Origin of the sequence: Fontibacillus phaseoli (genome assembly GCF_003337355.1) — a bacterium.
Classification (GTDB): Bacteria; Bacillota; Bacilli; order Paenibacillales; family Paenibacillaceae; genus Fontibacillus; species Fontibacillus phaseoli.
Genome location: NZ_QPJW01000024.1, coordinates 1 through 23,802 on the forward strand (window position 1 = coordinate 1; position 23,802 = coordinate 23,802).

21 protein-coding genes are annotated in these 23,802 nt (G+C 49.8%); 20 read left to right on the top strand and 1 reads right to left on the bottom strand.

The features are described 5' to 3' along the window. Positions 1–115: 115 nt before the first annotated feature. Positions 116–1,555 (bottom strand): S41 family peptidase, encoded by a 1,440-nt coding sequence (locus DFP94_RS24980; RefSeq protein ID WP_114499189.1) that lies wholly within the window; start codon positions 1,553–1,555, stop codon positions 116–118. A gap of 356 nt (positions 1,556–1,911) precedes the next feature. Here DFP94_RS24980 and dpsA point away from each other — a divergent pair, with 356 nt between their 5' ends. The 20 genes from dpsA to DFP94_RS25080 all read left to right on the top strand — a co-directional run bounded on the left by dpsA (position 1,912) and on the right by DFP94_RS25080 (position 23,618). Further along, entirely contained in the window at positions 1,912–2,811 is a 900-nt protein-coding gene (gene dpsA / locus DFP94_RS24985; RefSeq protein WP_114499190.1) for a dipicolinate synthase subunit DpsA, read from the top strand. Next, on the top strand, positions 2,808–3,401 hold the full coding sequence (locus tag DFP94_RS24990) for a dipicolinate synthase subunit B (protein ID WP_114499191.1): 594 nt from the start codon (positions 2,808–2,810) through the stop codon (positions 3,399–3,401). The genes dpsA and DFP94_RS24990 overlap by 4 nt, the downstream gene beginning before the upstream one ends. Before the next feature lie 68 nt (positions 3,402–3,469). Continuing rightward, positions 3,470–4,504, top strand: a complete 1,035-nt coding sequence (locus DFP94_RS24995; protein WP_114499192.1) for an aspartate-semialdehyde dehydrogenase — start codon at positions 3,470–3,472, stop codon at positions 4,502–4,504. 83 nt (positions 4,505–4,587) lie between these two features. Then, complete coding sequence (gene dapG / locus DFP94_RS25000) at positions 4,588–5,808, top strand: aspartate kinase (RefSeq protein WP_114499193.1); 1,221 nt, start codon at positions 4,588–4,590, stop codon at positions 5,806–5,808. 46 nt (positions 5,809–5,854) lie between these two features. Next, complete coding sequence (gene dapA / locus DFP94_RS25005; RefSeq protein ID WP_114499194.1) at positions 5,855–6,718, top strand: 4-hydroxy-tetrahydrodipicolinate synthase; 864 nt, start codon at positions 5,855–5,857, stop codon at positions 6,716–6,718. Positions 6,719–6,968: 250 nt separating this feature from the next. Then, positions 6,969–8,648 carry a ribonuclease J gene (locus tag DFP94_RS25010; protein WP_114499195.1) on the top strand — a complete coding sequence of 560 codons (1,680 nt, stop codon included), beginning with the start codon at positions 6,969–6,971 and terminating at the stop codon, positions 8,646–8,648. A gap of 212 nt (positions 8,649–8,860) precedes the next feature. Further along, positions 8,861–9,622, top strand: a complete 762-nt coding sequence (locus DFP94_RS25015; RefSeq protein WP_114499196.1) for a ClpP family protease — start codon at positions 8,861–8,863, stop codon at positions 9,620–9,622. Next, positions 9,619–9,843: a YlzJ-like family protein gene (locus DFP94_RS25020; protein WP_114499197.1), complete on the top strand. Its 225-nt coding sequence runs from the start codon at positions 9,619–9,621 to the stop codon at positions 9,841–9,843. The genes DFP94_RS25015 and DFP94_RS25020 overlap by 4 nt, the downstream gene beginning before the upstream one ends. Positions 9,844–9,909: 66 nt before the next feature. Beyond that, positions 9,910–12,609 (top strand): FtsK/SpoIIIE family DNA translocase, encoded by a 2,700-nt coding sequence (locus tag DFP94_RS25025; RefSeq protein ID WP_114499198.1) that lies wholly within the window; start codon positions 9,910–9,912, stop codon positions 12,607–12,609. A 235-nt stretch (positions 12,610–12,844) separates the two neighbouring features. Then, entirely contained in the window at positions 12,845–13,693 is an 849-nt protein-coding gene (gene sleB / locus DFP94_RS25030) for a spore cortex-lytic enzyme (RefSeq protein WP_114499199.1), read from the top strand. 131 nt (positions 13,694–13,824) lie between these two features. Continuing rightward, positions 13,825–15,105: an EF-P 5-aminopentanol modification-associated protein YfmF gene (yfmF, locus tag DFP94_RS25035; RefSeq protein ID WP_114499200.1), complete on the top strand. Its 1,281-nt coding sequence runs from the start codon at positions 13,825–13,827 to the stop codon at positions 15,103–15,105. 3 nt (positions 15,106–15,108) lie between these two features. Next, entirely contained in the window at positions 15,109–16,389 is a 1,281-nt protein-coding gene (yfmH, locus tag DFP94_RS25040) for an EF-P 5-aminopentanol modification-associated protein YfmH (RefSeq protein WP_114499201.1), read from the top strand. Further along, entirely contained in the window at positions 16,390–17,157 is a 768-nt protein-coding gene (gene ymfI, locus DFP94_RS25045; RefSeq protein WP_114499202.1) for an elongation factor P 5-aminopentanone reductase, read from the top strand. Positions 17,158–17,250: 93 nt separating this feature from the next. Continuing rightward, the gene (locus DFP94_RS25050; protein ID WP_114499203.1) at positions 17,251–17,505 is read left to right on the top strand and encodes a DUF3243 domain-containing protein; all 255 of its coding nucleotides are present in this window, start codon (positions 17,251–17,253) and stop codon (positions 17,503–17,505) included. A gap of 211 nt (positions 17,506–17,716) precedes the next feature. Further along, complete coding sequence (locus DFP94_RS25055; RefSeq protein WP_114499204.1) at positions 17,717–18,484, top strand: DUF3388 domain-containing protein; 768 nt, start codon at positions 17,717–17,719, stop codon at positions 18,482–18,484. Positions 18,485–18,573: 89 nt separating this feature from the next. Then, positions 18,574–19,602 carry a helix-turn-helix domain-containing protein gene (locus tag DFP94_RS25060; RefSeq protein ID WP_114499205.1) on the top strand — a complete coding sequence of 343 codons (1,029 nt, stop codon included), beginning with the start codon at positions 18,574–18,576 and terminating at the stop codon, positions 19,600–19,602. Between the two features lie 133 nt (positions 19,603–19,735). Continuing rightward, positions 19,736–20,227: a YajQ family cyclic di-GMP-binding protein gene (locus DFP94_RS25065; RefSeq protein ID WP_114499206.1), complete on the top strand. Its 492-nt coding sequence runs from the start codon at positions 19,736–19,738 to the stop codon at positions 20,225–20,227. A 169-nt stretch (positions 20,228–20,396) separates the two neighbouring features. Further along, on the top strand, positions 20,397–21,725 hold the full coding sequence (gene rimO, locus DFP94_RS25070) for a 30S ribosomal protein S12 methylthiotransferase RimO (RefSeq protein ID WP_114499207.1): 1,329 nt from the start codon (positions 20,397–20,399) through the stop codon (positions 21,723–21,725). Then, a complete protein-coding gene (gene pgsA, locus DFP94_RS25075) occupies positions 21,722–22,309 on the top strand; it encodes a CDP-diacylglycerol--glycerol-3-phosphate 3-phosphatidyltransferase (RefSeq protein WP_114499208.1) in 588 nt (195 codons plus the stop codon). The genes rimO and pgsA overlap by 4 nt, the downstream gene beginning before the upstream one ends. A 46-nt stretch (positions 22,310–22,355) precedes the next feature. Next, positions 22,356–23,618, top strand: coding sequence for a competence/damage-inducible protein A (locus tag DFP94_RS25080; RefSeq protein ID WP_114499209.1), 1,263 nt, complete (start codon positions 22,356–22,358; stop codon positions 23,616–23,618). The last annotated feature ends 184 nt before the right edge of the window (positions 23,619–23,802 follow it).

Here is a 23,802-nt window from a genome sequence, read left to right on the forward strand (position 1 = left end):
ATTTGATGGTCAGGCTAGCGTCTTTAGGCGCAGTTTGGCAACAGGGGGTTATACCCCAAGAGCAAACCACCCGTTGGACGGGTGGTTATGATTCTGACAAAATAATCTATTTGCCTCATGGTTTCTTTTTGATGATTTCCTCCAATTTGCCGATCTGGGCATCGCGTGAATCGATAATATCCTGACGCGTTGTATACACAGGCACATCTGGCATCAGTGCCGTTTGATCATCCAGTTTGCTATCGGGCCGTTTAAATTTTTTGTAGGAAACATTGAACTGAAATCCGGAATGGGGCAGCGAAAAGCCCAGGACATCCCCATAACTGGAGGGCTGATTACCGGTCGGTTCCCCAAGAATCGTTCCAAGCTTATTATCCTGAATGATGACGGCAAACCAGTTGCCAGAGCTGAAAGTCCGTGGGGAAGTCAGTACGTAAATATCCCCGGTAAACGAAGGGGTCGCCGGATGGGAAATCTCTTGATAAGAGGAATCGGAGCTGGAGTAGCCGCTGGTTTGGCTTTCGCCTCTCTGTTCAGCCGCTTGCAATGAATAGCGGACCAGGCCTGAATAGCTTGCGTACTTTTTAACTCCACCAATGTAGCGTAAAAATTCATCCGTTACTTTGGAATCCCCTCCCGAGTTGTTTCTTAAATCGACCGCCACATGTTTAATCTTCAGGCTTGCGACTTCGCTAAAGAAATCTTTCAGAGTATTTAAATAATTTTGATCAACCTTGCACGTATTTATGCGCAGAATTCCGAGCGACAATTCCTCATTGAAGATATAGCTGTAGTTTTCACGCCCTGTATCGTACGGAGTCTGGGAGGGGTTTGCGGATTTTAGGGGAACAAGCGGCAGATCCAACTGTACAAGTTCTCCGTTCCGTTCAATCGTAATGGGGACTTTGCCGTCTTTCACAAGGTTTGATTCTCTTAAAAACGCCCCGTTCATTAGCATTGAAATGCCGACGGTTTTGATCCAGTATTCATTTTCTGCCGGTACTACTTGAGTCAGTTTTTCCAACAGTTCTTCTATCGTAAGTTCCCCGAGCTTGACCAACAGGTCGCCGCGTTGAAGTTCAAGCGTGGAATTCAGAACGACCGGTCCTTCTTGAGCCCAATACAAGGGGAAATAAAGTATTTCCGTATTGTCTGAAAGCGGGCTTATCGTTGTATGCGCATCATGAGCCAGGGCAACAATTTTGTTGGCCGAAAAATAAAAACTCTCTTTACTCAATGGAGATTGTATTTGTTTATAGGCTTCATCTATCGTCTCCTGTTGCTCCTTATTCCAACCCTTCATCAAGGCAGGATGAACCTCTTCCATGGTTTTCACTAAATAATCGAGGTCCTCTGTCATCGCTTGGACCGTCATAGTTGCCGGCGCATCGGCTGGCAGATTTGAACTGATGGGTTCAGTGGATTCACTCGGCTCAATCGACACAGCGACTTTACCAGGAGTAGGACTGTTTTTATCGGGATAGAACAGAAACAGCATAATTCCGGCAAGCATTACCAAGAAAAATGTGGCTGTCCTAAGCATTGTTTTTTTCATATACAGATCCCCTTTTTTATTTGTTCTATCTTAGAAAAAAAATTATTTTTTCACTGTGAGTTTCTGCACTAGAAACAAAAGGGAAATCCGCACAGGCATCAAGGGTTTTCACGGGCGATTTCTTTATAATCCATTGGTCATTCTCGGCGGGGCCTTTTTCAATTCATCGAATAATTCGACCGCAGTCAATCCACTCAAGTTGAGGAGTAAATCACTTCGCTGCAAATCGTGTTCGATCCATTTTTTCAATTTGAATTTTGCACCGAAAAAGGGTTAGACGTATAATGTTTCACCACTTCGTGGGCTGCGGCATAAGATGCTCTATATTGTATGGCCTGGAAGGAGTGCCGATCTTGATGTTAACCGGTCTAACCATCGTTTTTTTGGGCGGAGATGCCCGCCAGGTGGAAGTGATCAATAAATGTGTGGAACTGGATGCGATTGTCCGGGTGGTTGGTTTTGAAACACTGGAATCTCCGCTGACCGGCGCTAGTCTTGAAACGCTGACCCCGGCACTGCTTCAGGAAGCGGACGTAATCGTTCTACCAGTGGTGGGCTGCAATGATCAAGGGGGAATTGCCGCACCGTTTTCAACCACTGATCTGGTTTTGAAGAAAGAAATGTTTGCTGCGATAAAAGAAGAAACTTTGGTTTATACAGGGATGGCGAAAAGCTATTTGAAACGAATGGGAGCTGAGTACGGTTTTCGCCTGATCGAACTGTTGGATCGCGATGATGTTGCAATTTACAATTCCATTCCTACCGCCGAAGGGGCGGTAATGATGGCGATTCAGAATACGGAGATCACCATTCATGGATCGAATTGCATCGTTCTAGGGATGGGAAGAACAGGTTTTACTTTGGCAAAAACGCTACAGGGTTTGGGTGCGAATGTACAGGTGGGAGTGCGGAAGGAAGCCGATGTGGCCAGGGCGGTGCAAATGGGATGGAAGCCTTTTGTAGCAACGGATTTGAACGCTTACAACAGCGCTATTGACTTGATTTTTAATACAATTCCGACTATGATAGTCACAGCGCAAATCATCTCGAAATTGCCCCGTCAAGCTGTTATCATCGATCTTGCCTCGGCTCCCGGAGGAAGTGATTTCCGGTTTGCCGAGAAGCGCGGAATCAAAGCGCTCCTTGCTCCCGGTTTGCCCGGAATCGTCGCTCCCAAGACGGCTGGAATCATCATAGCGAATACGCTCTGTCAGTCGATATTGGAAGAGTTTCATTTACGGGGGGATGAAGAGTGAATTGGCAGGGGAAAACAGTTGGATATGCTGTGACGGGATCTCATTGCACACTGGCTGAGGTTATGCCTCAAATTCAGCGGTTTGTCGATGACGGCGCAAAAGTGGTGCCGATCATTTCACAATCGGTTAAAGTTACGGATACCCGCTTCGGCAAATCTGAAAATTGGCAAAAACAGTTGAAAGATATTACAGGGAATGATATCATTTCTTCAATTGTCGACGCGGAACCGCTAGGACCAACTAAGTTGCTCGATGTGCTTGCCATTGCCCCTTGTACCGGAACTACGACAAGTAAGCTGGCGAACGCCGTGACCGATAGTCCCGTGCTGATGGCTGCAAAGGCGACGCTTCGAAACGGGCGCCCGGTGGTTATCGCAGTGTCGACTAATGACGGATTAGGTTTTAATATGGCGAATATTGCCAAGTTGCTTGTGGCCAAACATATTTATTTTGTCCCGTTTGGTCAGGATAACCCGGTTAACAAACCCAATTCGCTCGTTGCACGGATGGCACTGGTTCCGGAGACATGTTATGCGGCGATCGAAGGCAAACAACTCCAGCCGTTGATTATCGAACGGTTTCGGGATTAAACAGTCTTTTATCAGGAGATCCATTACATTCAATATATAGTTCTATTAGAGAAGGGGAGACGTGCCAGATGAGCAAAAGGAAATTTAATGTCGCCGTAGTCGGAGCGACGGGAGCCGTAGGGGAACAAATTATCGGACTATTAGAGAAAAGGGACTTTCCGGTAGAAAAGCTGAAGTTTTTGTCTTCGGCCCGTTCCGCAGGAACCGTTCTTCGTTTTAAGGGACAGGAGATTACCGTTGAGGAAGCTGGACCGGACAGTTTTGAAGGCATCGACATCGCGCTGTTCAGCGCGGGCGGAGATGTCAGCAAGGCGCTTGCCCCGCACGCCGTTCGTCATGGCGCAGTAGTCATTGACAATACAAACGCATTCCGGATGGAAGAGACGGCTCCGCTCGTCGTTCCTGAAGTAAACGAACATATGATCAGCAAGCACCAAGGCATCATCGCCAATCCTAACTGTTCGACGATTCAAATGGTGGCGGCACTGAAACCGTTATACGACCGCTTTGGAATTTCGCGGATTATCGTTTCAACCTATCAGGCCGTATCCGGTGCCGGCGCCAAAGCGATCGACGAAATGTTGCGTCAAAGCAAGGATGTGCTCGAAGGACGTGAAGTGACGCCTGACATCTTGCCGGTAGGCTCGTTGCCGGTAAAGTATCAGATCGCTTTTAATGCCGTACCGCAAATCGACAAATTCCAGGATAACGGGTATACGCTGGAAGAAATGAAGATGGTACGTGAAACAAAGAAAATATTCGGAGACGATTCGATTCAGGTTACGGCGACTTGTGTCCGTATTCCGGTTGTTTACGGTCATTCCGAGTCTGTTTACGTCGAACTCAAAAATGACTATGAACTTGAAGAAATCAGAGATCTGCTGTCCAATGCTCCCGGGATTACATTGGTCGATGATCCGGCCTCGCAAAGCTACCCGCTCGCCACGGACGCTGCAGGCAAAAACGATGTATTCGTAGGTCGACTGCGCCGCGATCTTGGCAATCCGCGCGGTTTGAATCTTTGGATTGTTTCGGATAACCTGCTCAAAGGCGCGGCATGGAATGCCGTACAAATCGCGGAGATCATTGCGGCCCAGGAATAAGGCCGCTGATCATCCATTTAATCTCATCACGACAACGGAATGAAGAATAGCTTTACTCCGCTTACTAAATTGGAGGAATACCCATGCGCATTTTGGTGCAGAAGTTCGGTGGCACGTCTCTCTCGACAAAGGAAGCCAGAGGACATGTCATCTCTCATATTCGCCGGGAACTGGATAACGGTTACCGGCTTGTCGTTGTGGTTTCAGCTATGGGTCGTAAAGGAGATCCTTACGCCACGGATACACTCTTGGATCTGATCGCAACAGGAGGGGGCTCCCTGCCCTCGCGAGAACAGGATTTACTGCTTTCCTGCGGTGAAATTATTTCGGCTACAATGCTGTGCAGTTTATTACAGGAAGTATCCCTTAGCTCGGCCGTTCTTACAGGGGCCCAGGCGGGCTTCCGCACGGACAGCCAGTTCGGCAATGCGAGAATCCTTGATATTGTGCCGACCAGAGTCCTGGAAGAATTGGAGCGTAACGATGTTGTTATCGTAACTGGATTTCAAGGTCAAAACCAAAATGGTGACTTTACTACGTTGGGCCGGGGCGGAAGCGATACATCGGCAACTGCGCTGGGTGCGGCGCTGCATGCGGAAATGGTCGATATTTATACCGATGTGGACGGGATCCTGACGGCTGACCCAAGAATTGTTGAAGACGCCAAACCGCTCGACTACGTCAGTTACGCCGAAATATGCAACATGGCTCACCAGGGAGCGAAGGTGATTCACCCGCGCGCCGTGGAAATTGCCATGCAATCCGGCATACCTGTCCGGGTGCGTTCCACGTTTTCGCAAGGCGAAGGAACCTTGGTTGCCAATCCGGAAGGGTTCAAGGACGTTCAGATCGGCATTGTTGACCGCTATGTGACTGGGATCGCTTATGTGGCCAATGTAACCCAAATCAAGGTTGAATCAGGCGGCAAAGGTTCGGACAACCTGCAATTGCGGGTTTTTAAAGCCATGGCGGAAAATGCGATCAGTGTCGATTTTATTAATGTAACCCCGTCCGGAGCGGTTTATACCGTTTTTGACAGCGATGCCGCCAAAGCGAAGACCGTTTTGGACGATTTGGGACTTCATCCGCAAATTGTTAGCGGATGTGCCAAAGTATCGGTCATCGGCGGAGGAATCAACGGCGTACCGGGGATCATGGCCCGAATTGTCGAGGCACTGACGGAACAACAAATCCAGATCCTGCAGTCTGCCGATTCCAACACAACGATCTGGGTACTGGTGAATAAGGAAGATATGGTGCAAGCCCTCCGAGCCTTGCATACCAAGTTTGAATTAGGCAAGTAACACGGCTGTGCTGGAATCGAATGAAGAATAACAAGGAGGAGACAGCGTGGATTTCGGAAGATTGATAACAGCGATGGTAACCCCCTTCGATAACCGGAATGAGATCGATTGGGAACAAGCCGCTCGGCTTATGGACTATTTAATCGACGAGCAGAAGTCCGACAGTCTTGTCGTTTGTGGAACGACGGGAGAGTCTCCCACTTTAACCGATGAAGAAAAATTGGAATTGTTCGCATTCGCCGTCAAGCATGCGGCGGGACGCTGTAAGATTATTGCAGGGACGGGCAGCAATAATACGTCTCATTCGATCCACCTGTCCAAGGAAGCCGAAGCAGTCGGTGTCGATGGCTTATTACTCGTAGCCCCATATTATAATAAACCGAATCAGGAAGGGCTTTATCGTCATTTTGAAGCCATTGCTACGTCGACTAGGCTACCGGTCATGCTTTACAACGTGCCTAGCCGCACCGTCATCAGCCTTAGCAAAGAGACGACCCTTCGGCTTGCCCGGCTTGCGAATGTAGTAGCTACGAAGGAATGTGCTGCGTTAGATCAGGTTGCCGGAATCGCAGCGGAAGCTCCTGAAGGCTTTAAAGTTTATTCGGGAGACGATGCGGCTGCATTACCGGCGATTGCTGTGGGAGCTTACGGCGTTGTCAGCGTAGCGAGCCACATTGTGGGTAAGGACATGAAACAAATGATCGACTCGTTTATCGGCGGAAACGCAGCAGCCGCAGCGAAATGTCATCAAAAACTGCTTCCGGTGTTTAAGGGCCTGTTCGAGTGTCCAAATCCGGTTGCCGTCAAATATGCGCTTAATGAGCTAGGGTATTCGGTAGGATCCGTGCGGCTTCCGCTGATTCCGCCTTCGGAAGAGGAAGCGGGCAGAATTCGCGAATTGTTGGGCTGAAAACCATATATTTGATCCATTTCCATAAACCGATGCCTGTGTTGCAGGCATCGGTTTTTTGACTGTGGAGCAAGGTAACGATATGAAGGCGGCGGGCGGCTGACTTGTTTTTTGCCAATTTAATCATGTATAATAGTTTCAAGTGACTGGGTGCGGTGTATTTTATTAAAAATTTATATAGAAAAGCACTGATCGGTGCGTTTCCATTTACAATTTACGACGTCCAAAACAATAGGAGGGTTAGATTCACTTGTCCAAAAAAATGAATAATGATAAATTGATGATCTTTGCCCTGGGCGGCGTCGCAGAAATCGGGAAGAACATGTATGTCGTTCAGTATGCCAATGACATTGTAGTCATCGATTCCGGCCTTAAATTTCCGGAAGAGGACATGCTCGGCATCGACATCGTGATTCCCGATATTACTTACCTGACGGAGAACCGTGATAAGGTAAGGGGTATCGTGTTGACGCACGGTCATGAAGACCATATCGGGGGCTTGCCTTATGTGCTCAGAAACCTGAATGTTCCGGTCTACGGAACCAAATTGACACTGGGCCTTGTAGAAAACAAGCTGAAGGAAGCCGGTTTGCTCGGGGAAACAAAACGGGTATTGATCCATGCGGATTCGGAAATCCAATTGGGATCGACGATGAAAGCGACATTTTTCAGAACAAATCACAGTATTCCGGATTCCGTTGGAGTGTGCATCGAGACGCCGGAAGGCAATGTCGTTCATACCGGTGACTTCAAATTCGATCATACACCAGTCAATGATCAATTTGCTGATCTTCATCGCATGGGCGAAATTGGAAAGAAGGGCGTATTGGCTCTTTTATCGGATAGCACCAATGCGGAGAAACCAGGATTCACCCCATCGGAGAAAAACGTGGGAATCGTGCTGGATGACATTTTCCGTAAAGCGGAGCAGCGTGTTGTGGTGGCTACGTTCGCATCAAACGTGCACCGGATTCAGCAAGTCATCGATGCGGCTTTTTCGACAGGACGCAAAGTAACGATCATCGGTCGCAGTATGGTCAATGTGGTAAGCATCGCTTCCGAGCTCGGTTATTTGAATGTTCCGGACGGAATTGTGATTGAGCCGGAAGAAGTAAACAAGATGGCAGCGGATCGCGTGGTCATTCTCTGCACAGGCAGTCAGGGTGAACCGATGTCCGCTTTGACGCGCATGGCTCGCTCTACCCATCGCAAAGTGGATATTTTACCTGGGGATACAGTCATTATTGCGGCTACTCCTGTACCGGGAAATGAGAAATATGTAGGACGAACCATCGATGAATTGTTCCGCCTCGGAGCGGAAGTCATTTATAGCGGATCCAACTCCGGTGTGCACGTTTCCGGTCACGGCAGTCAGGAAGAACTGAAGCTGATGCTGAACCTGATGCGGCCTAAATTTTTCATACCGGTCCATGGCGAATACCGGATGCTTCGCAAACATGCGCTGTTAGGCCAATCGGTCGGTGTGGATCCGGATAATATCTTCCTGGTCGATATCGGGGATATCGTGGAAATTCAAGGCGGGGCAGCCCGCAAAGCCGGCAAAGTGCCGGCAGGCAACGTTTTGATTGACGGACTCGGCGTTGGCGATGTCGGCAATATTGTCCTTCGCGACCGCAAACTGTTATCCCAGGACGGCATCCTAGTTGTTGTCGTTACCTTGAGCAAACAGGATGGAACGATCGTGTCCGGTCCGGACATTATTTCTAGAGGATTTGTTTATGTACGCGAATCCGAAGGCCTTCTTGAGGAAGCGAACCGCATTGTTTCCAGTACGCTGGAGAAACTGATGAGCGAGAACGTGAATGAATGGGCGTCGCTCAAAACCAGCGTCAAGGATTCGCTGGGACGGTTCCTGTATGAACAAACCCGCCGCAGACCAATGATTCTTCCAATTATTATGGAAGTTTAATTTAAGACGACAACAAGTTTATAGTTAGGCACACAGTCGCCTCTTTTCCCGCCGGTAATATTGGACGGTTCCTTGCGGGAAAGGGGGCTTTTTTTGTTTGAAAGGGGTTCTATACCCATGTGGAATAGAGAGCGGGAGAAGGTCGGCATACTACTCATGTAGGATTACAACCGATGAAATGGCCCGAAAAGGCCGGAAGGAGGCGTGACAACATGAACAAGGAAAGCGATAAAGCGGCGGCGGATCAGGAGGAGATACCCCCGGTTCAGCCTGAGGTGGACAAGAAAGCTTCGGCAGTGACCGAGACGATTGAGCAACTCGGACAGACAGCCGTACCGGTTCAAGGAGAATCGAATGTATATTGTTTGACGATTATCGGTCAGATAGAAGGCCACCTGGTGCTTCCTCCGCAAAATAAAACGACGAAATACGAACATCTGATTCCCCAGTTGGTAGCGGCAGAACAAAATCACCGTATTGAGGGACTGCTGATTATTTTGAATACCGTGGGTGGCGATGTTGAAGCCGGACTCGCGATCGCGGAAATGATAGCATCCTTATCCAAGCCTACCGTTACGGTTGTTATTGGCGGAGGACATAGCATTGGCGTTCCAATCGCTGTAGCATCGGATTATTCGTTTATCGCTGAAAGCGCCACGATGACGATCCACCCGATCCGGATGACCGGGCTTGTGATCGGCGTGCCGCAAACTTTTGAATATATCGAGAAAATGCAGGAGCGGGTGGTCCGTTTCGTTACGACACACTCACGAATACCGGAAGAGACTTTTAAAGAACTGATGTTCAAAACAGGGGAACTCAACCGGGATATAGGTACGGCTGTTGGCGGCAATGATGCGGTTAAGTACGGTTTGATCGATGACATTGGCGGTATTGGTGAAGGGCTCGGCAAACTGAACTCGCTGATCGAGTCGCGTCGGAGTATGAGGACACCGGGAGGGATCACGCAATGACCCACTATACGATTATGCCGGAGGAAGCTTACTGGGAACAGCCGGAAATCACAGAGATGTACAATGAGGTCGAGGTTGGCGGTATATTGATGCAGGTTCGTATGGAGCCTGGTAACAGAGCTACCATTATCCGGCTCCTCCGGTGCGGGCTGGACGATTATTTGAATCCCGCTTATGCGCCGGGAGGTCAGATCACTTTTTTGCCGATGCTGACAAGATAAATGGAACGTTTCATATGGTACCCTTCGGTGATTATGGTATAATATTCACCTGGGGGGTGTTCCTGTTTGGCACGCAAACGGAAGAAGAAAAAGGCAGCTTTAGGCAATCTGCTCAAATATGAAATTTATGGGATCATCCTGATCACTTTATCCATTATAGCTTTGTCGGGGGAGGCGGCCGTCGGCAGGACGCTTTCGAAAATGTCGGCGCTGATCCTCGGCAAGTTTTATTTTGTTATTCCCTTGATCGGTATTTACGTTGGACTGGCTGTCATGATCGGAAGGAAATGGCCCGCTAAATGGTCGACAAAGCGCAGCGGTGTTTTACTAGCCGTATTGGCTTTCGTGCTGATGAGTAGTATCTCTGCGATGGGGCAAAGGTTAACGCCTTCCGTACCTTTGACGTTCGGAAATATTATGGGACAAATCCAACGCGATCTTCAGGGAGCCCTGTTTCATCCTGCATCAGGCGATTCCGGATTTAGCCTGCTGCAGCTGAATATCAGCGGCGGATACATAGGAGGATTTGAATTCGCTCTGTTATACTCGCTGTTCGGCATGGCGGGAGCCAAATTAATTATGATTGTCATGCTGGCGATCAGCTTTATGCTTGTTACCGGTTTATCTTATGTGGACCTTATCCGGCTGATGCGGGGCAAAATGGGTGGATTCGGCGAATTGCTGGGCAAAAAGATCCGTATGCTTCGTCCGGTGCCGGTAACTAATAAAGTCAAATCAGCATCCAAACCGGTCATTCTCGAACCGGAAGAGGAAGAAGAGACGGAAGAGGAACTGTCCCATCCTCCGGGTGGGGGTGCCCGGAAGCAGAAGCCGGTGTTTTTTCAGCTCTTTGGATTTAAGGGGCAGGCCCAGGACAGTAAACCTCCAGTACAGGAGGTGCCGGAAGGTGTCCATGATCATCCGGAAAGTCATGAAATTAATTGGAACGAATTGGAGTATCGCGGACTTGCTGATCATGACGTTAGAGACGGTGCAGCCCATCAGGCGCAGGGAATGGAAAATCGTTCTTTAGGGGATACCGGACCGATTATCCGCGACTTTTTCGATCAAATTCAGCGGGAAGGCCATCCAGGTGATGACGAGCCGGAACCGGAAGAGGCACAGGAGCTTCATCCGGCTTGGAATGGTGAAGCAGAAGAGGCGGCGAACGGTACTGTATCGCTAAACGAGGAGGAAGTGTCATCACTTCCGTCGGATGCCGAGGGACCTCAAGATCTTACGGAGCCTGGAGTTCCCGGGGCGCCGAATGGAGCGGCTGACGATGCTGGAGCTGATGGTCCGTCCGCACCTATCGCCCCTGCACCACCTAAACCGGCACCGAAGCCGTACAAACTGCCATCGTTCAGGCTGCTTGCTAAGCCGTCAAGCGGCGGTAAATCGGGTGATCAGGCCGATTATATGCAAACGGCTCGCAAGCTTGAAGCGACGCTGGAAAGCTTCGGCGTGCGTGCCCGCGTGCTTGAAGTTGTGCGCGGACCTGCGGTTACCCGTTACGAGATTCAACCGGATATCGGAGTCAAGGTAAGCCGGATCGTTAACCTGACGGACGATATCGCCCTGGCGCTGGCTGCCAAAGACATTCGGATGGAGGCACCGATACCGGGCAAATCGGCCATCGGGATTGAGGTGCCTAACAATGAAGTATCCTTGGTGACCATGCGCGAAGTCATGGAAACCCCGACATTCGTCGATGCGGAATCCAAATTGTCCATCGCGTTTGGCCGCGATATTTCCGGTCAAACCATCGTCGGCAATCTGGCGAAAATGCCCCATCTGCTCGTAGCCGGTGCGACAGGATCAGGGAAGTCCGTATGTATCAATGGGATCATTACGAGTATTTTATATAAGGCCAAGCCCGACGAAGTCAAATTTATGATGGTCGATCCGAAGATGGTCGAGCTGAATGTTTATAACGGGATTCCCCATCTGCTAACACCGGTGGTAACCGATCCGCGCAGAGCTTCGCTCGCGCTGAAGAAAATCGTTGTTGAGATGGAGAAACGGTATGAGTTGTTCTCCAAATCGGGTGCCCGCAATATCGAAGGCTACAATCTGATGATGAAGGAGAACCCGGCTGCCGTTTTGCCGTATATCGTCGTCATCGTGGACGAGCTTGCCGACCTGATGATGGTCGCGGCGAACGATGTGGAGGACGCAATCGCGCGGCTTGCCCAGATGGCCCGTGCCGCTGGAATCCATCTGATCATAGCAACCCAACGGCCATCCGTGGACGTAATCACCGGCGTAATCAAGGCGAACATTCCGTCGCGTATCGCCTTCGGCGTCTCTTCGCAGGTCGATTCACGCACTATTCTCGATATGGCCGGTGCGGAGAAGCTGCTAGGGCGCGGGGATATGCTCTTCATGCCGATGGGCGCTTCCAAGCCGGTTCGGGTTCAGGGCGCTTTTATGAGCGATCAGGAAGTGGAAGCGATCGTTACCTATGTCCGCGGCCAAGGACAGGCGGAATATGATGAAAGCCTCGTTCCCGAAATCGAAGAGGAATCCGCGGAGCAGGATGAAGTGCTGGACGAACTGTACGATCAGGCTGTACAGATCGTGCTGGAGGCCAAGCAGGCGTCCGTATCGCTACTACAGCGCCGGATGCGGGTCGGTTATACCCGGGCTGCCCGTCTGATCGACTCGATGGAAGCCAGAGGCATTGTAGGGCCATATGAAGGCAGCAAACCCCGGGAAGTTCTGATGTCCATCGATCAGTACAAAGTCGGAAAAATATCCTCTTGAACAACTAGTTGCAAAATAATTGCTTTCAAGCCTCGCCGATTAACGGCGAGGCTTTTTGTACTTCCCGGATTTCCGTGAACAATCTCCAAATTACACCATATTGGGACGTTACTCGCTTCCCTAGAAGTTAGCAACCCGGTTAGTCATTTTAAGGTGCATAGGAAGGGTCCGGCCTTGTCATAATAATGTCAACCAATTATGTTAATTCCACAACAGAAAGGTAGAGCTAAACGATATGAAAAATATGAAGATATGGTTTGCGGCAGGTTTAGTGCTGCTTTTGTTCGGAATGGTTTACGGGTACAGCCACTTTCGGCAAGTCAAAGATGCGGACCTGAAACAAGAAACGCCGAAGCATGCCGTTCCTGTTTTCAGTAAGCAGGTCATCGATTACGGAGCGTTCGGCAAGGACGTTTATGAACTGCAGGGGCGCCTCGCCTTTCTCGGATTTTATCATGGCAAGCTCGACAGCAATTTCGGGCCGAAAACAAAGGAATCATTAAAGTGGTTCCAATCGGAGTTCGGCATGAAAGTAGATGGGCTGGCCGGGCCAAAAACCAAACTTAAGCTATATAATGCAACCAAGGCCTGGAAGCCTGGAATGGAATATGCAAACCAGGGAAATCAAGGGAAGGGCCAAGGGAATACGGGGAAAAAGGCGGCTGAAACCGCTAAAGAAAAGCCGAAAGCCGAATCCTCGGATTTATCTCCATCCAATGGCATGGGACTTTCGGAAAATGATCTGAAAATCATGGCCAATGCCGTTTACGGGGAATCGCGGGGTGAACCTTTTGAAGGGCAAGTCGCTGTAGCCGCGGTCATCTTGAATCGGGTGAAGTCCCCAAGCTTTCCAAACACGACATCCGGCGTGATTTTCCAGCCGGGGGCGTTCACTGCGGTCGCGGACGGTCAAATCTGGCTGGAGCCGAACGAAAATGCGCGCAAGGCGGTTCAACAAGCTTTAAATGGCTGGGATCCTTCCGGGGGATGCCTGTATTACTTCAACCCCGAAACGGCGACCTCCAAATGGATCTGGACCCGCCAGCAGGTAAAAACGATAGGGAAACACATCTTCTGCATGTAAATTTCATGCCTTTATAAAGAAGCAACCGCTTGGTCCGCCAGGTTGCTTCTTTCCTTTGAATTGGTATAGAATGGAACTGAAATTTCTTATTACAGCGCGCAGTATCAGTCTCTCGTAAAGGAGTTTTGGTCTTGAACAAAACGATTTTCCAACGCGGCAGTGCCGGTCATATCCGGATCCATGTACTGCCTACGACCCGCTTCAAGACGTTTGCCGTCTCCCTGTATGCGGGTATCCCGCTGGACAGCAAGACGGTAACCACGACGGCAATAACCCCTTTTGTACTGAGAAGGGGCACGGCATCTTATCCGGAAACGATTCAGTTCCGGGAACAGCTTGAGCGCTTGTATGGCGCCGGTTTCGGCTTTGACGTGTATAAACGGGGAAATTATCAAATCGTGCAATTTCGCATGGATACGATCAACGATTCTTTCGTACAAAGCGAAGAATCGCTCCTGTCCAAATCTTTTGCTTTTCTCGGCGAGGTCGTAACCAAGCCGGTGCTGGATGAGGGCGTTTTCCGGTCTGCTTATGTAGCTTCCGAACGCGAAAACGTCCGTCAAAAGCTGGAAAGCATCATCAACGATAAAATTCGGTATGCTGCCGAACGGTGCCTGGAGGAGATGTTCCGAAACGATCCTTACCGCCTGCACCCGCTCGGCCAACGCAGTGATTTGGACGGCATTACGCCGGAATCGCTCTATGAAGCTTATCTGAATTGGCTGCAGCAAGCCCGCCTTGATTTGTATGTCGTGGGTGATACATCTCTGGAGGAAGTACAGGAACTTGTGGAGAAGATGTTTCATCTTAACCGCTCCGCTTCACCGGATTATGCGCCTGAGCATAGCGAAATCAAACCCGGAGAAGTACGTACGGTCAAGGAAGCCCTTGACGTCAATCAAGGCAAGCTAAATCTCGGGCTTCGCACGCCGATTACTTACGGAGACGAACGGTATGCCTCCGCCCTGCTTTATAGCGGGATTCTGGGCAGTTACCCTCACTCCAAACTCTTTATGAATGTACGGGAGAAAGAGAGCCTTGCCTATTACGCCGCGTCCCGTTATGACGGACATAAAGGCCTGATGACGATCCAGTCCGGGATCGAGATCGAGAATTACGACAAAGCGCTTCGGATTATTGAAGAACAACTAGCAAGCATGCGAGGCGGCGAAATCAGCGAGTTGGAAATGAGCCAGACCAAAGCGATGATCCGCAACAGTCTGCTTGAAATGCAGGACTCGGCTTTTGAAATGATCGCTTACGATTTCAACCGGGTACTCTCCGGAAAAGATCGCCCGGCGGAAGAGCTGCTTAGCCAGGTGGAGCGGGTGACCGTTAAAGACGTGATCGGGGCGGCCGAAACGTTCCAGCTCGACACCATTTACTTTTTGACAGGTCAAAAGGAGGGATGAACGGTGGAAGCTATCACCTATGATACTTTAAAGGAGACGTTGTACCGCGAGACGATGGATAACGGGCTTCAGGTGTATGTACTCCCCAAACCGGGATTCCAGAAAACATATGCCACTTTTTCAACGAAATTCGGTTCGATCGACAACCATTTCCGGGTTACCGGGGAAGAGGAGATTTCCGTTCCGGACGGGATTGCCCACTTCCTGGAGCATAAGATGTTCGAGGAGCCGGAAGGGGATATTTTTGCCAAGTTCGCTTCCCAAGGCGCTTCCGCCAACGCTTTCACAAGCTTTGACCAGACCGTATATTTATTTTCCGCTACCGAGAACATCAAGGACAATCTGGAAACGCTGATCAATTTCGTTCAGCATCCGTATTTTACGGATCAGAATGTGGAAAAAGAGAAAGGTATTATCGGCCAGGAAATCGGCATGTACCGCGACAATCCCGATTGGAGGGTTTACTTCGGGCTGATTGAAGCGATGTATGGCGTCCATCCGGTGCATATCGATATCGCGGGAACGGTGGAATCGATCGGTACGATTACGAAGGAAACACTATACACTTGCTACAACGCATTTTATCATCCCAGCAATATGCTGCTGTTTATCGTTGGCGGCGTAAATGCCGAAGAAGTGTTTGCGCTAGTGAGGGAAAATCAGGCCAGGAAAGAATATCAGCCCCAAGGTCCGATTGCCCGCCTGTTTGATGAGGAACCGGTTGCCGTTCATGAAAAACGACGTGAATCCAAGCTTGCGGTGGCGCTTCCGAAATGCCTTTTCGGCTTCAAGGAAACCAAGCTCGGATACAGCAAGGAGGAATTGCTGCGCCGTGATCTTGCGACCAAGCTGGCGTTGGACCTGCTGCTCGGTGCCAGCACCCGGCTGTATCAGAAACTTTATGATCTGGATTTGATCTCCGACAGTTTCTCTCATGAGTACAATAGCAATCCCAATTACGCCTTCTCGGCCATCGGCGGGGATACGAAGGATCCGGAGCGCCTGCTGCAAGTCATCACGGAGGAAATTAAGGGCGTAACGGAAACCGGCTTGCGCGAGGAGGATTTTGAACGCGCCCGCAAGAAAAAGATCGGCGGTTATTTGAGAATGTTGAACTCTCCCGAAAATATCGCCCACGAATTTACCCGCTACCATTTCCGCGGCGGGGATTTCTTCGAGGTGTTATCGGTCTACGAATCGCTGACCCTTGACGAAGTAAATACCCGGCTGCGCGAGCATATCGATTGGGAACAGCTGGCCGTTTCGTTAGTGGTGAGTCCGTAAATGGCAATGAATCATGGGGTAGAGAAGAACATCGGGGACATGACCGTGCTTGTCACCGGCGCGAGCCGGGGAATCGGGGCGCAGATCGCGCTCCGGTTCGCTTCAGTCGGAATGAATGTAGTCATACATTATATGAACTCGCATGAAGCGGCCAATGAAGTGGCCCGCAAGTGCTTGGAGCTGGGAGCTAAAGTTTATACCGTGTCGGCGGATTTGCGGAGCAAGGAACAAATTCTGCGCATGAAAGAAAAGCTGGAAAGTCACGGGCTGCGTCCGGATATTCTGGTGAATAATGCTGGCATCTCCCATTACGGCGTACTCTCGGATGTTGAAGAAGAACAGTGGGACGACGTAATGGACGTGAATTTGAAAAGCGTGTTTTTGTGCAGCCAGATCTTTATGCCTTACATGATAACGCAACGTTTTGGACGGATCATCAATGTATCTTCGATCTGGGGTATTTCCGGAGGGTCCTGTGAAGTCGTTTATTCCGCCGCCAAAGGTGGCGTAAATGCCTTTACCAAAGCTTTGGCAAAAGAACTGGCACCTTCGGGCGTGTCGGTTAACGCGGTTGCACCCGGTGCGGTGAAAACGGAGATGATGGCACGCTTTGATGCGGAGGAACTGAAACAGCTTGAAGAAGAAATACCTGCCGGCAGGCTAGCTTCACCTGAAGAAATCTCTTCGCTGGTTTATTTTCTTGCGTTGCCGGAGTCGGGGTATATCACCGGGCAGATTATCAGCCCCAACGGCGGCTGGGTTACCTGATTTCTCCTTTGGTTGGCGGCGAATAAAGCAGAGACGTTCATCGCATATTAGGACTGTTGATTTTAAACCGCCAACCGAAGGAGGATTTAATAAATGTCAACCGTACTCAAAAATTTTGATAATTGGAAGAAATTTCTCGGCGACCGCGTACAACACGCGGAAAACTCGGGCATGAGCGAGGAAGCTATCGCCAACCTGGCTTATGAAATTGGTGGATTTCTGGACGACAAGGTCGATCCTCAGAATGAATCCAATCGCACCCTGAAAGAAATGTGGGATGTGGGAAATGAAGAGGAACGCCGGACCATTGCCAAACTTATGGTCAAGCTGGCGAAGAAAAACGCATAATCCGGCAGAGAAAAGCTCCCTTTCAGGGAGCTTTTCTCCAATATATTGCAGCAGCTTGCCTTTCAATTCTATTTTATATATCATAAGACACGTATTCATATTCTGTTCGCATTTTGAGGTCGTCGTTCCGAAAGCCAACTTTTCGAGAGCGAAGCAGGAAAATAGACCTATTTTGTCGAATGTTGGTAAAGGACATAAAGAAGGTGTATGGATGGAACCGAAGCAATGGTATCTGGAGTATAAAATACATAAAAACCGTCCCGGCTTGCTGGGGGATATCGCATCTACACTCGGGATGCTTGAAGTAAATATTTTGACGATCAACGGCGTTGAAGGGGAGACCCGCGGCCTGCTCCTGGAGAGTGACGACGACGGGAAAATCACCCTGATTGACCAGATGCTCCGTAAAGTAGACAGCATTACGGTAACCGCCCTGCGGACTCCAAGGCTTGTCGATCTTTTGGCTGTCCGGCATGGCCGCTACATCGTCAGGGATTCCGATGACCATAAAACTTTCCGCTTTACGCGGGATGAGCTTGGGTTGCTTGTTGATTTTTTGGGTGAAGTATTAAAAAGGGAAGGTCACCAGGTGATCGGCTTAAGAGGGATGCCCCGGGTGGGGAAGACGGAGTCCATTATCGCCGGCAGCGTCTGCGCGATGAAGCGATGGACGTTCGTTTCTTCGACTTTGCTGAGACAGACGGTACGCAGCCAGTTATCGGAAGATGAAATGAACCCGAACAACGTGTTCATCATTGACGGCATTATCAGTACGCTTCGATCAAATGAAAAGCACTATCAGTTGTTGCAGCATTTGATGAGCATGCCTTCAACCATTGTCATTGAACATCCGGATGTATTCATTAAGGAATCCGAGTACAATTATGACGATTTTGACATAATTATCGAATTGCGTAACAATCCTGACGAGCAAATCGTTTATGATACGTTCACTACAATTTATTCCGACGATTTATGAAGCATAGCGTATGTCGCGCTGCATCACATAAAGATTATGAACAAGAAATTACAGATTACGTATTTTAAACACTACGGGAGGTGATGGTCGTGTCGGATTTGGGCCAGCAATTGAAGGAAGCCCGCCTTTCCAGGGGATTGTCTCTGGATGACGTTCAAGAAATGACGAAGATTCGCAAGCGATATTTGGAAGCCATCGAGGCAGGGGATTATAAAGTTCTGCCCGGAAGTTTTTATGTGCGGGCCTTTATTAAGACTTATGCCGAAGCTGTAGGCGTGGATCCGGATGAACTGCTGAACGAGCATAAGCAACATGTGCCGGACGTGGCTCCGGAACCGGCGATGGAACCCGTGCTGCAGAAGCGGCGCAGTTCGCGGACATCGGAACGCAATTCCAAGTGGTTGTCCACGACGCTGATGTGGTCGTTTGCCGTGCTGATCCTCGTGGTGATTTATATGTATTTCACCGTTTGGGGCAAGGGCGACGAGGCCAAAGATAATCAGCCTGACCAGACTCCGGTGACCGATGTCAGCAAAGGAAACAACGGAAACGCAGGCCAAAACGGCTCGGATCAGGGTACGACCAACGAAGGAACCACGGGTAACGACGACGGAACGGGTATGGGGAATGCCGGAGACGGCACGAACGGCGGAAATGATGAGACCGGTGGGGACGATACGAATACAGGAACGGAATCCGGCAGCGTGGTTGTTACGCCTGACGGAAAGGATGGAAGTACGACTAAATTTCTTGTTCAGGGTGCCGGAAGCCAGCCTGTCCAGGTTGTGATCACTTCCACGGGTAAGAGCTGGGTGGAAGTGCGCAAGGGAGACAAGAACGGAGAAAAACTGTTTTTTGACAATACGTCGGAAAACGGCGGGGATGTCTTGAATTACGAACTTGGTCCGGAAGGTCTGTTCATCAAATCGGGAGCCTCTTCGAAAACGACGATTACGGTTGGAGATCAGGTTGTCACGGACGGCAAGAATACTTCCAAAATCCAGTTGAATCTGGGCAGCGCCGATGCAGGAACGATAAATACGGATAACGGAACCTCGACGGACAATACTACCACCGATGGTACTAACGCCGACGGAACTGGAACTAACGCTGAATAATACGGGCGTCTTTGGCCAATGGATGGCCAGGGACGTCCTTTATTTTTCTTCAGGCAGAATTCTCTGACTCGACTTTGCGAAAACTTTTACATATAATTAAGGGATAGAGAACACTTGGAAAGGAATGTGAATGATGGCTTCTGAAAGTTCTTTTGATATCGTATCCAAAATGGACATGCAGGAATTGACTAACGCGATCGACCAGACCGAGCGGGAAATCGCCAATCGGTTTGATTTTAAAGGCAGCAAAAGTGAATTGAAAATTGAGAAGGACGTACTGGTGATTCTTTCCGATGACGAGTACAAACTGAATGCGGTAATCGATATTTTGCAATCGAAAATGATTAAGCGGGGTTTGCCGATTAAAAATCTCGATTACGGCAAGATTGAGCCGGCTTCACTTGGCGCGGTGCGCCAGCGGATTAATTTGAAACAGGGGATCGATCAGGAGAACGCCAAAAAAATCAATGTGTTGATCCGTGATTCCAAACTGAAGGTGAAGAGCCAGATTCAAGGGGATCAAATTCGGGTTACCGGCAAAAGCAGGGACGATCTGCAGCAGATTATCCAGATGCTCCGCAAGGGTGATCTTACCGTCGATTTGCAGTTTACCAATCTGAAATAGACAGCGTACGGTCTCTCGCAGTGCAAAGGCACCGCGCGGGACTTTTTTCAATTATATTCCTGTATGAGCAGCTTCTTAATGATTTTGACAGTACAGTTACGGAAATATTATACTTAATTAGGTTTTTTAATTCGGGATTACGGCTGTAGAGCAATGGGGGATCGATCTCATGACGGAAAAAGTGAAAGTAGTTACACTAGGCTGCGAGAAAAATTTAGTTGATTCCGAAATTATGTCCGGCCTGATCGATGCACGGGGATACCGGCTGGTAGAGGATCAAGAGGATGCGACGGTAATTATTGTCAATACCTGCGGCTTTATCGACGCGGCCAAAGAGGAGTCCGTCAATACGATTCTGGATCTGGCCGATCTTAAAGAGACAGGTAATTTGAAGGCCTTGATCGTATCGGGTTGTTTGACTCAACGGTATAAGCAGAGTCTTATGGAGGAAATGCCGGAGATTGACGGAATCGTCGGGACGGGGGATTTCTATAATATCAACCAGATCGTGGACGAGGCATTAAAGGGGAAAAAGCCGATTCAAGTCGGAAACCCCGTGTTTAATTATGAAGAGAGCCTGCCCCGCAAGCTTTCTACCGCCCGGCATACGACCTATATAAAAATCGCCGAAGGTTGCGATAACAACTGCACATTTTGCAGCATTCCGCTGATGCGCGGAAAATTCCGCAGCCGTTCCATCGAATCGGTTGTCGCTGAAGTGGAGCAGCTTGCGGCTCAAGGGGTTAAGGAAGTCAGCCTGATTGCCCAGGACTCGACCAACTACGGCAGCGATCTCTATGGGGAGTTCAAATTGGCCGAATTGCTCGATAGAGTAAGTCAGGTGCCGGGAATTCAATGGGTGAGACTGCACTATGCTTATCCCGGCTTTTTTACGGATGATCTGATCGAAATGATGGCAAGCAACCCGAAAATTTGCAAATACGTGGATATGCCGCTGCAGCATAGTGAGGACGCCGTTTTGAAGCGGATGCGCCGGCCGGGAAGAAACCGGGATACCCGGGAATTGATATCTAAAATCAGGGATAGAATCCCCGGTGTGTCGCTGCGTACCTCCCTTATCGTAGGGTTTCCCGGAGAGACCGAGGAAGAATTCCAGGCACTATGCGATTTTGTGCGGGAAATCAAGTTCGACCGGTTGGGCGTTTTTACATATTCGATGGAAGAAGATACCCCGGCTTCGCGTCTGCCGGAACAAATCGAGGACGAGGTTAAGGAATGGCGTGGCAATACGCTAATGGAGATTCAGCGTTCCGTCGCCAATGAGAACAGCGGCAAGTATGTCGGACAGGTTCTCGACGTGCTCGTAGAGCGATACGACGGTCGTAGTGACGTGTATGTGGGACGGTCCCAATACGATGCGCCGGAAATCGACGGGGAAGTGTACGTAAGTAATTGTTCGGCAGCCATCGGAGAAATAACCAAAGTCCGGATTACGCATGCTTATGAGTATGATCTGTCAGGGGAGGCGATCCTGTGAATTTGCCCAACCGCATCACGTTAGCCCGAATTTTCATGATTCCGCTGATGCTTGTTTTTTTGCTGGTGGATTTGGATTGGTGGTCGTATGAGCTGACGCTGGGGAATTATTCCTTGCCGGTGAATCAGCTGATCGGCGCCATTTTGTTTATCATCGCGGCAAGTACGGATGGAATCGACGGGTATATCGCCCGCAAGTATAATCTGGTTACAAACTTGGGCAAATTGCTTGATCCGCTCGCGGATAAGTTACTGGTGGCTGCCGTCTTGGTTGCGCTCGTAGCCATGGGCAAATGCGACGCCTGGATCGTGATCGTTATCATCAGCCGGGAATTTGCCGTAACGGGACTTCGTGAAGTGGCCCTGCTTGAAGGCTCCGTAATCGCTGCGAGCAAATGGGGAAAAGCCAAGACCATCACGCAGATTATTGCCATTTCGGTGCTCTTGCTGAACAACTTCCCGTTTGAGTGGATTCATGTCCCATTTGACGAGATCGCGATCTGGCTGGCCGCCATCATTACGATTTACTCGGGAATCGATTATTTCGTGAAAAATAAGAACGTGCTTAATCTATCGAAAATGTAAGCTATCCGCAATTAAGCATGCAATCCTCCGGAAGGAGTCATGACAAATGAAAGCAGAAATCATCGCTGTCGGTACCGAGCTGCTGCTTGGTCAAATTCTTAATTCAAATGCGCAATATTTATCCCAGGAACTTGCTTCCATAGGGATTGACGTATATTTTCAAACCGTTGTGGGCGATAACGTGAATCGCCTGTCCCATGCGATTACGGTCGCATCTGAGCGGTCGGACCTGCTTATTTTTACCGGCGGGCTTGGCCCGACCCAGGATGATCTGACCAAGGACGCCGTGGCTGCGGTTCTGGGAAGATCGCTTCACATCGACCGGATCGCGATGGACAATGTGGACCGGTTCTTCCAGGGCCGCGGTACTCCGATGACGGAAAATAACCGCCGGCAAGCGCTGGTCATTGACGGGGGAACGCCATTGCCGAACGAGACCGGACTTGCCGTGGGGAATGCCATTGCGGAGAACGGGAAGTTCTATGTGTTGCTTCCGGGACCTCCCTCAGAAATGAAGCCGATGTACGAAAAGCAGGCGAAACCATGGATTATGCAGCATGTATTAACCCATGAGGAGCCGCTATATTCCAAAATGCTCAAGTTTGCAGGCATCGGAGAATCGGGTTTGGAGACAAAACTGCTTGATCTCGTTGAGAACCAGTCCGATCCGACGGTCGCTCCTTATGCCAAGGAGAGTGAAGTTACGATCCGGATCTCCACCAAAGCGAGAACAGAGCGCGAAGCGATGGAAAAGCTGGATAAGCTTGAGGCCGAAATCGGCTCACGGCTTCCGAATCATCTTTACGCCAGCGAAGACGTACCCATCGAGAAGACGATCGTGGATATGATGACGGAGCGGGGACTCACATTGAGTGCCGCGGAAAGCTGTACCGGCGGGCTCCTGATGCAGTCGATTACGAGCATTCCCGGCAGCGCCACGGTGTTCCTCGGGGGGATTGTTTGCTATTCCAATGCGATGAAGGAGAAGCTCCTGAACGTACCGCATGAATTGTTGGAGGGAGATGACGCCCCCGGCGCAGTCAGCGCGGAAACGGCCAAAGTGTTGGCGGAGCAAGTGCGCATGATCGCGGATACCGATTTCGGTTTGTCGATTACGGGAGTGGCGGGTCCCGGCTATTCCGAGCGCAAGCCTGTCGGGTTGGTGTATATCGGCATTTCCCGGCGCGGCGGCGACACCGCCGTTTACGAACTCAATTTGAAAGGAAACCGCGATACGATACGTTTGCGTTCGGCCAAAACTGTACTTTACCATCTTTGGAAACAGCTGAAGGCAGAACAGACACGTTAATCGGAAATGCCTTGCCTTCTAGCTTTCGAGCGGAGTATAATAGATTTTAGCGGAAGAACCGCAGCAAACTGATAGTTTGCTGCGGTTCTTTTTTTGTCAGAAGAAAACCATACGCTATGCGTATGGTTCGGGAGAGCTTTCAGCGATGTATCAAAAAAATTCCTCCCGGTGTTACAATAAATTT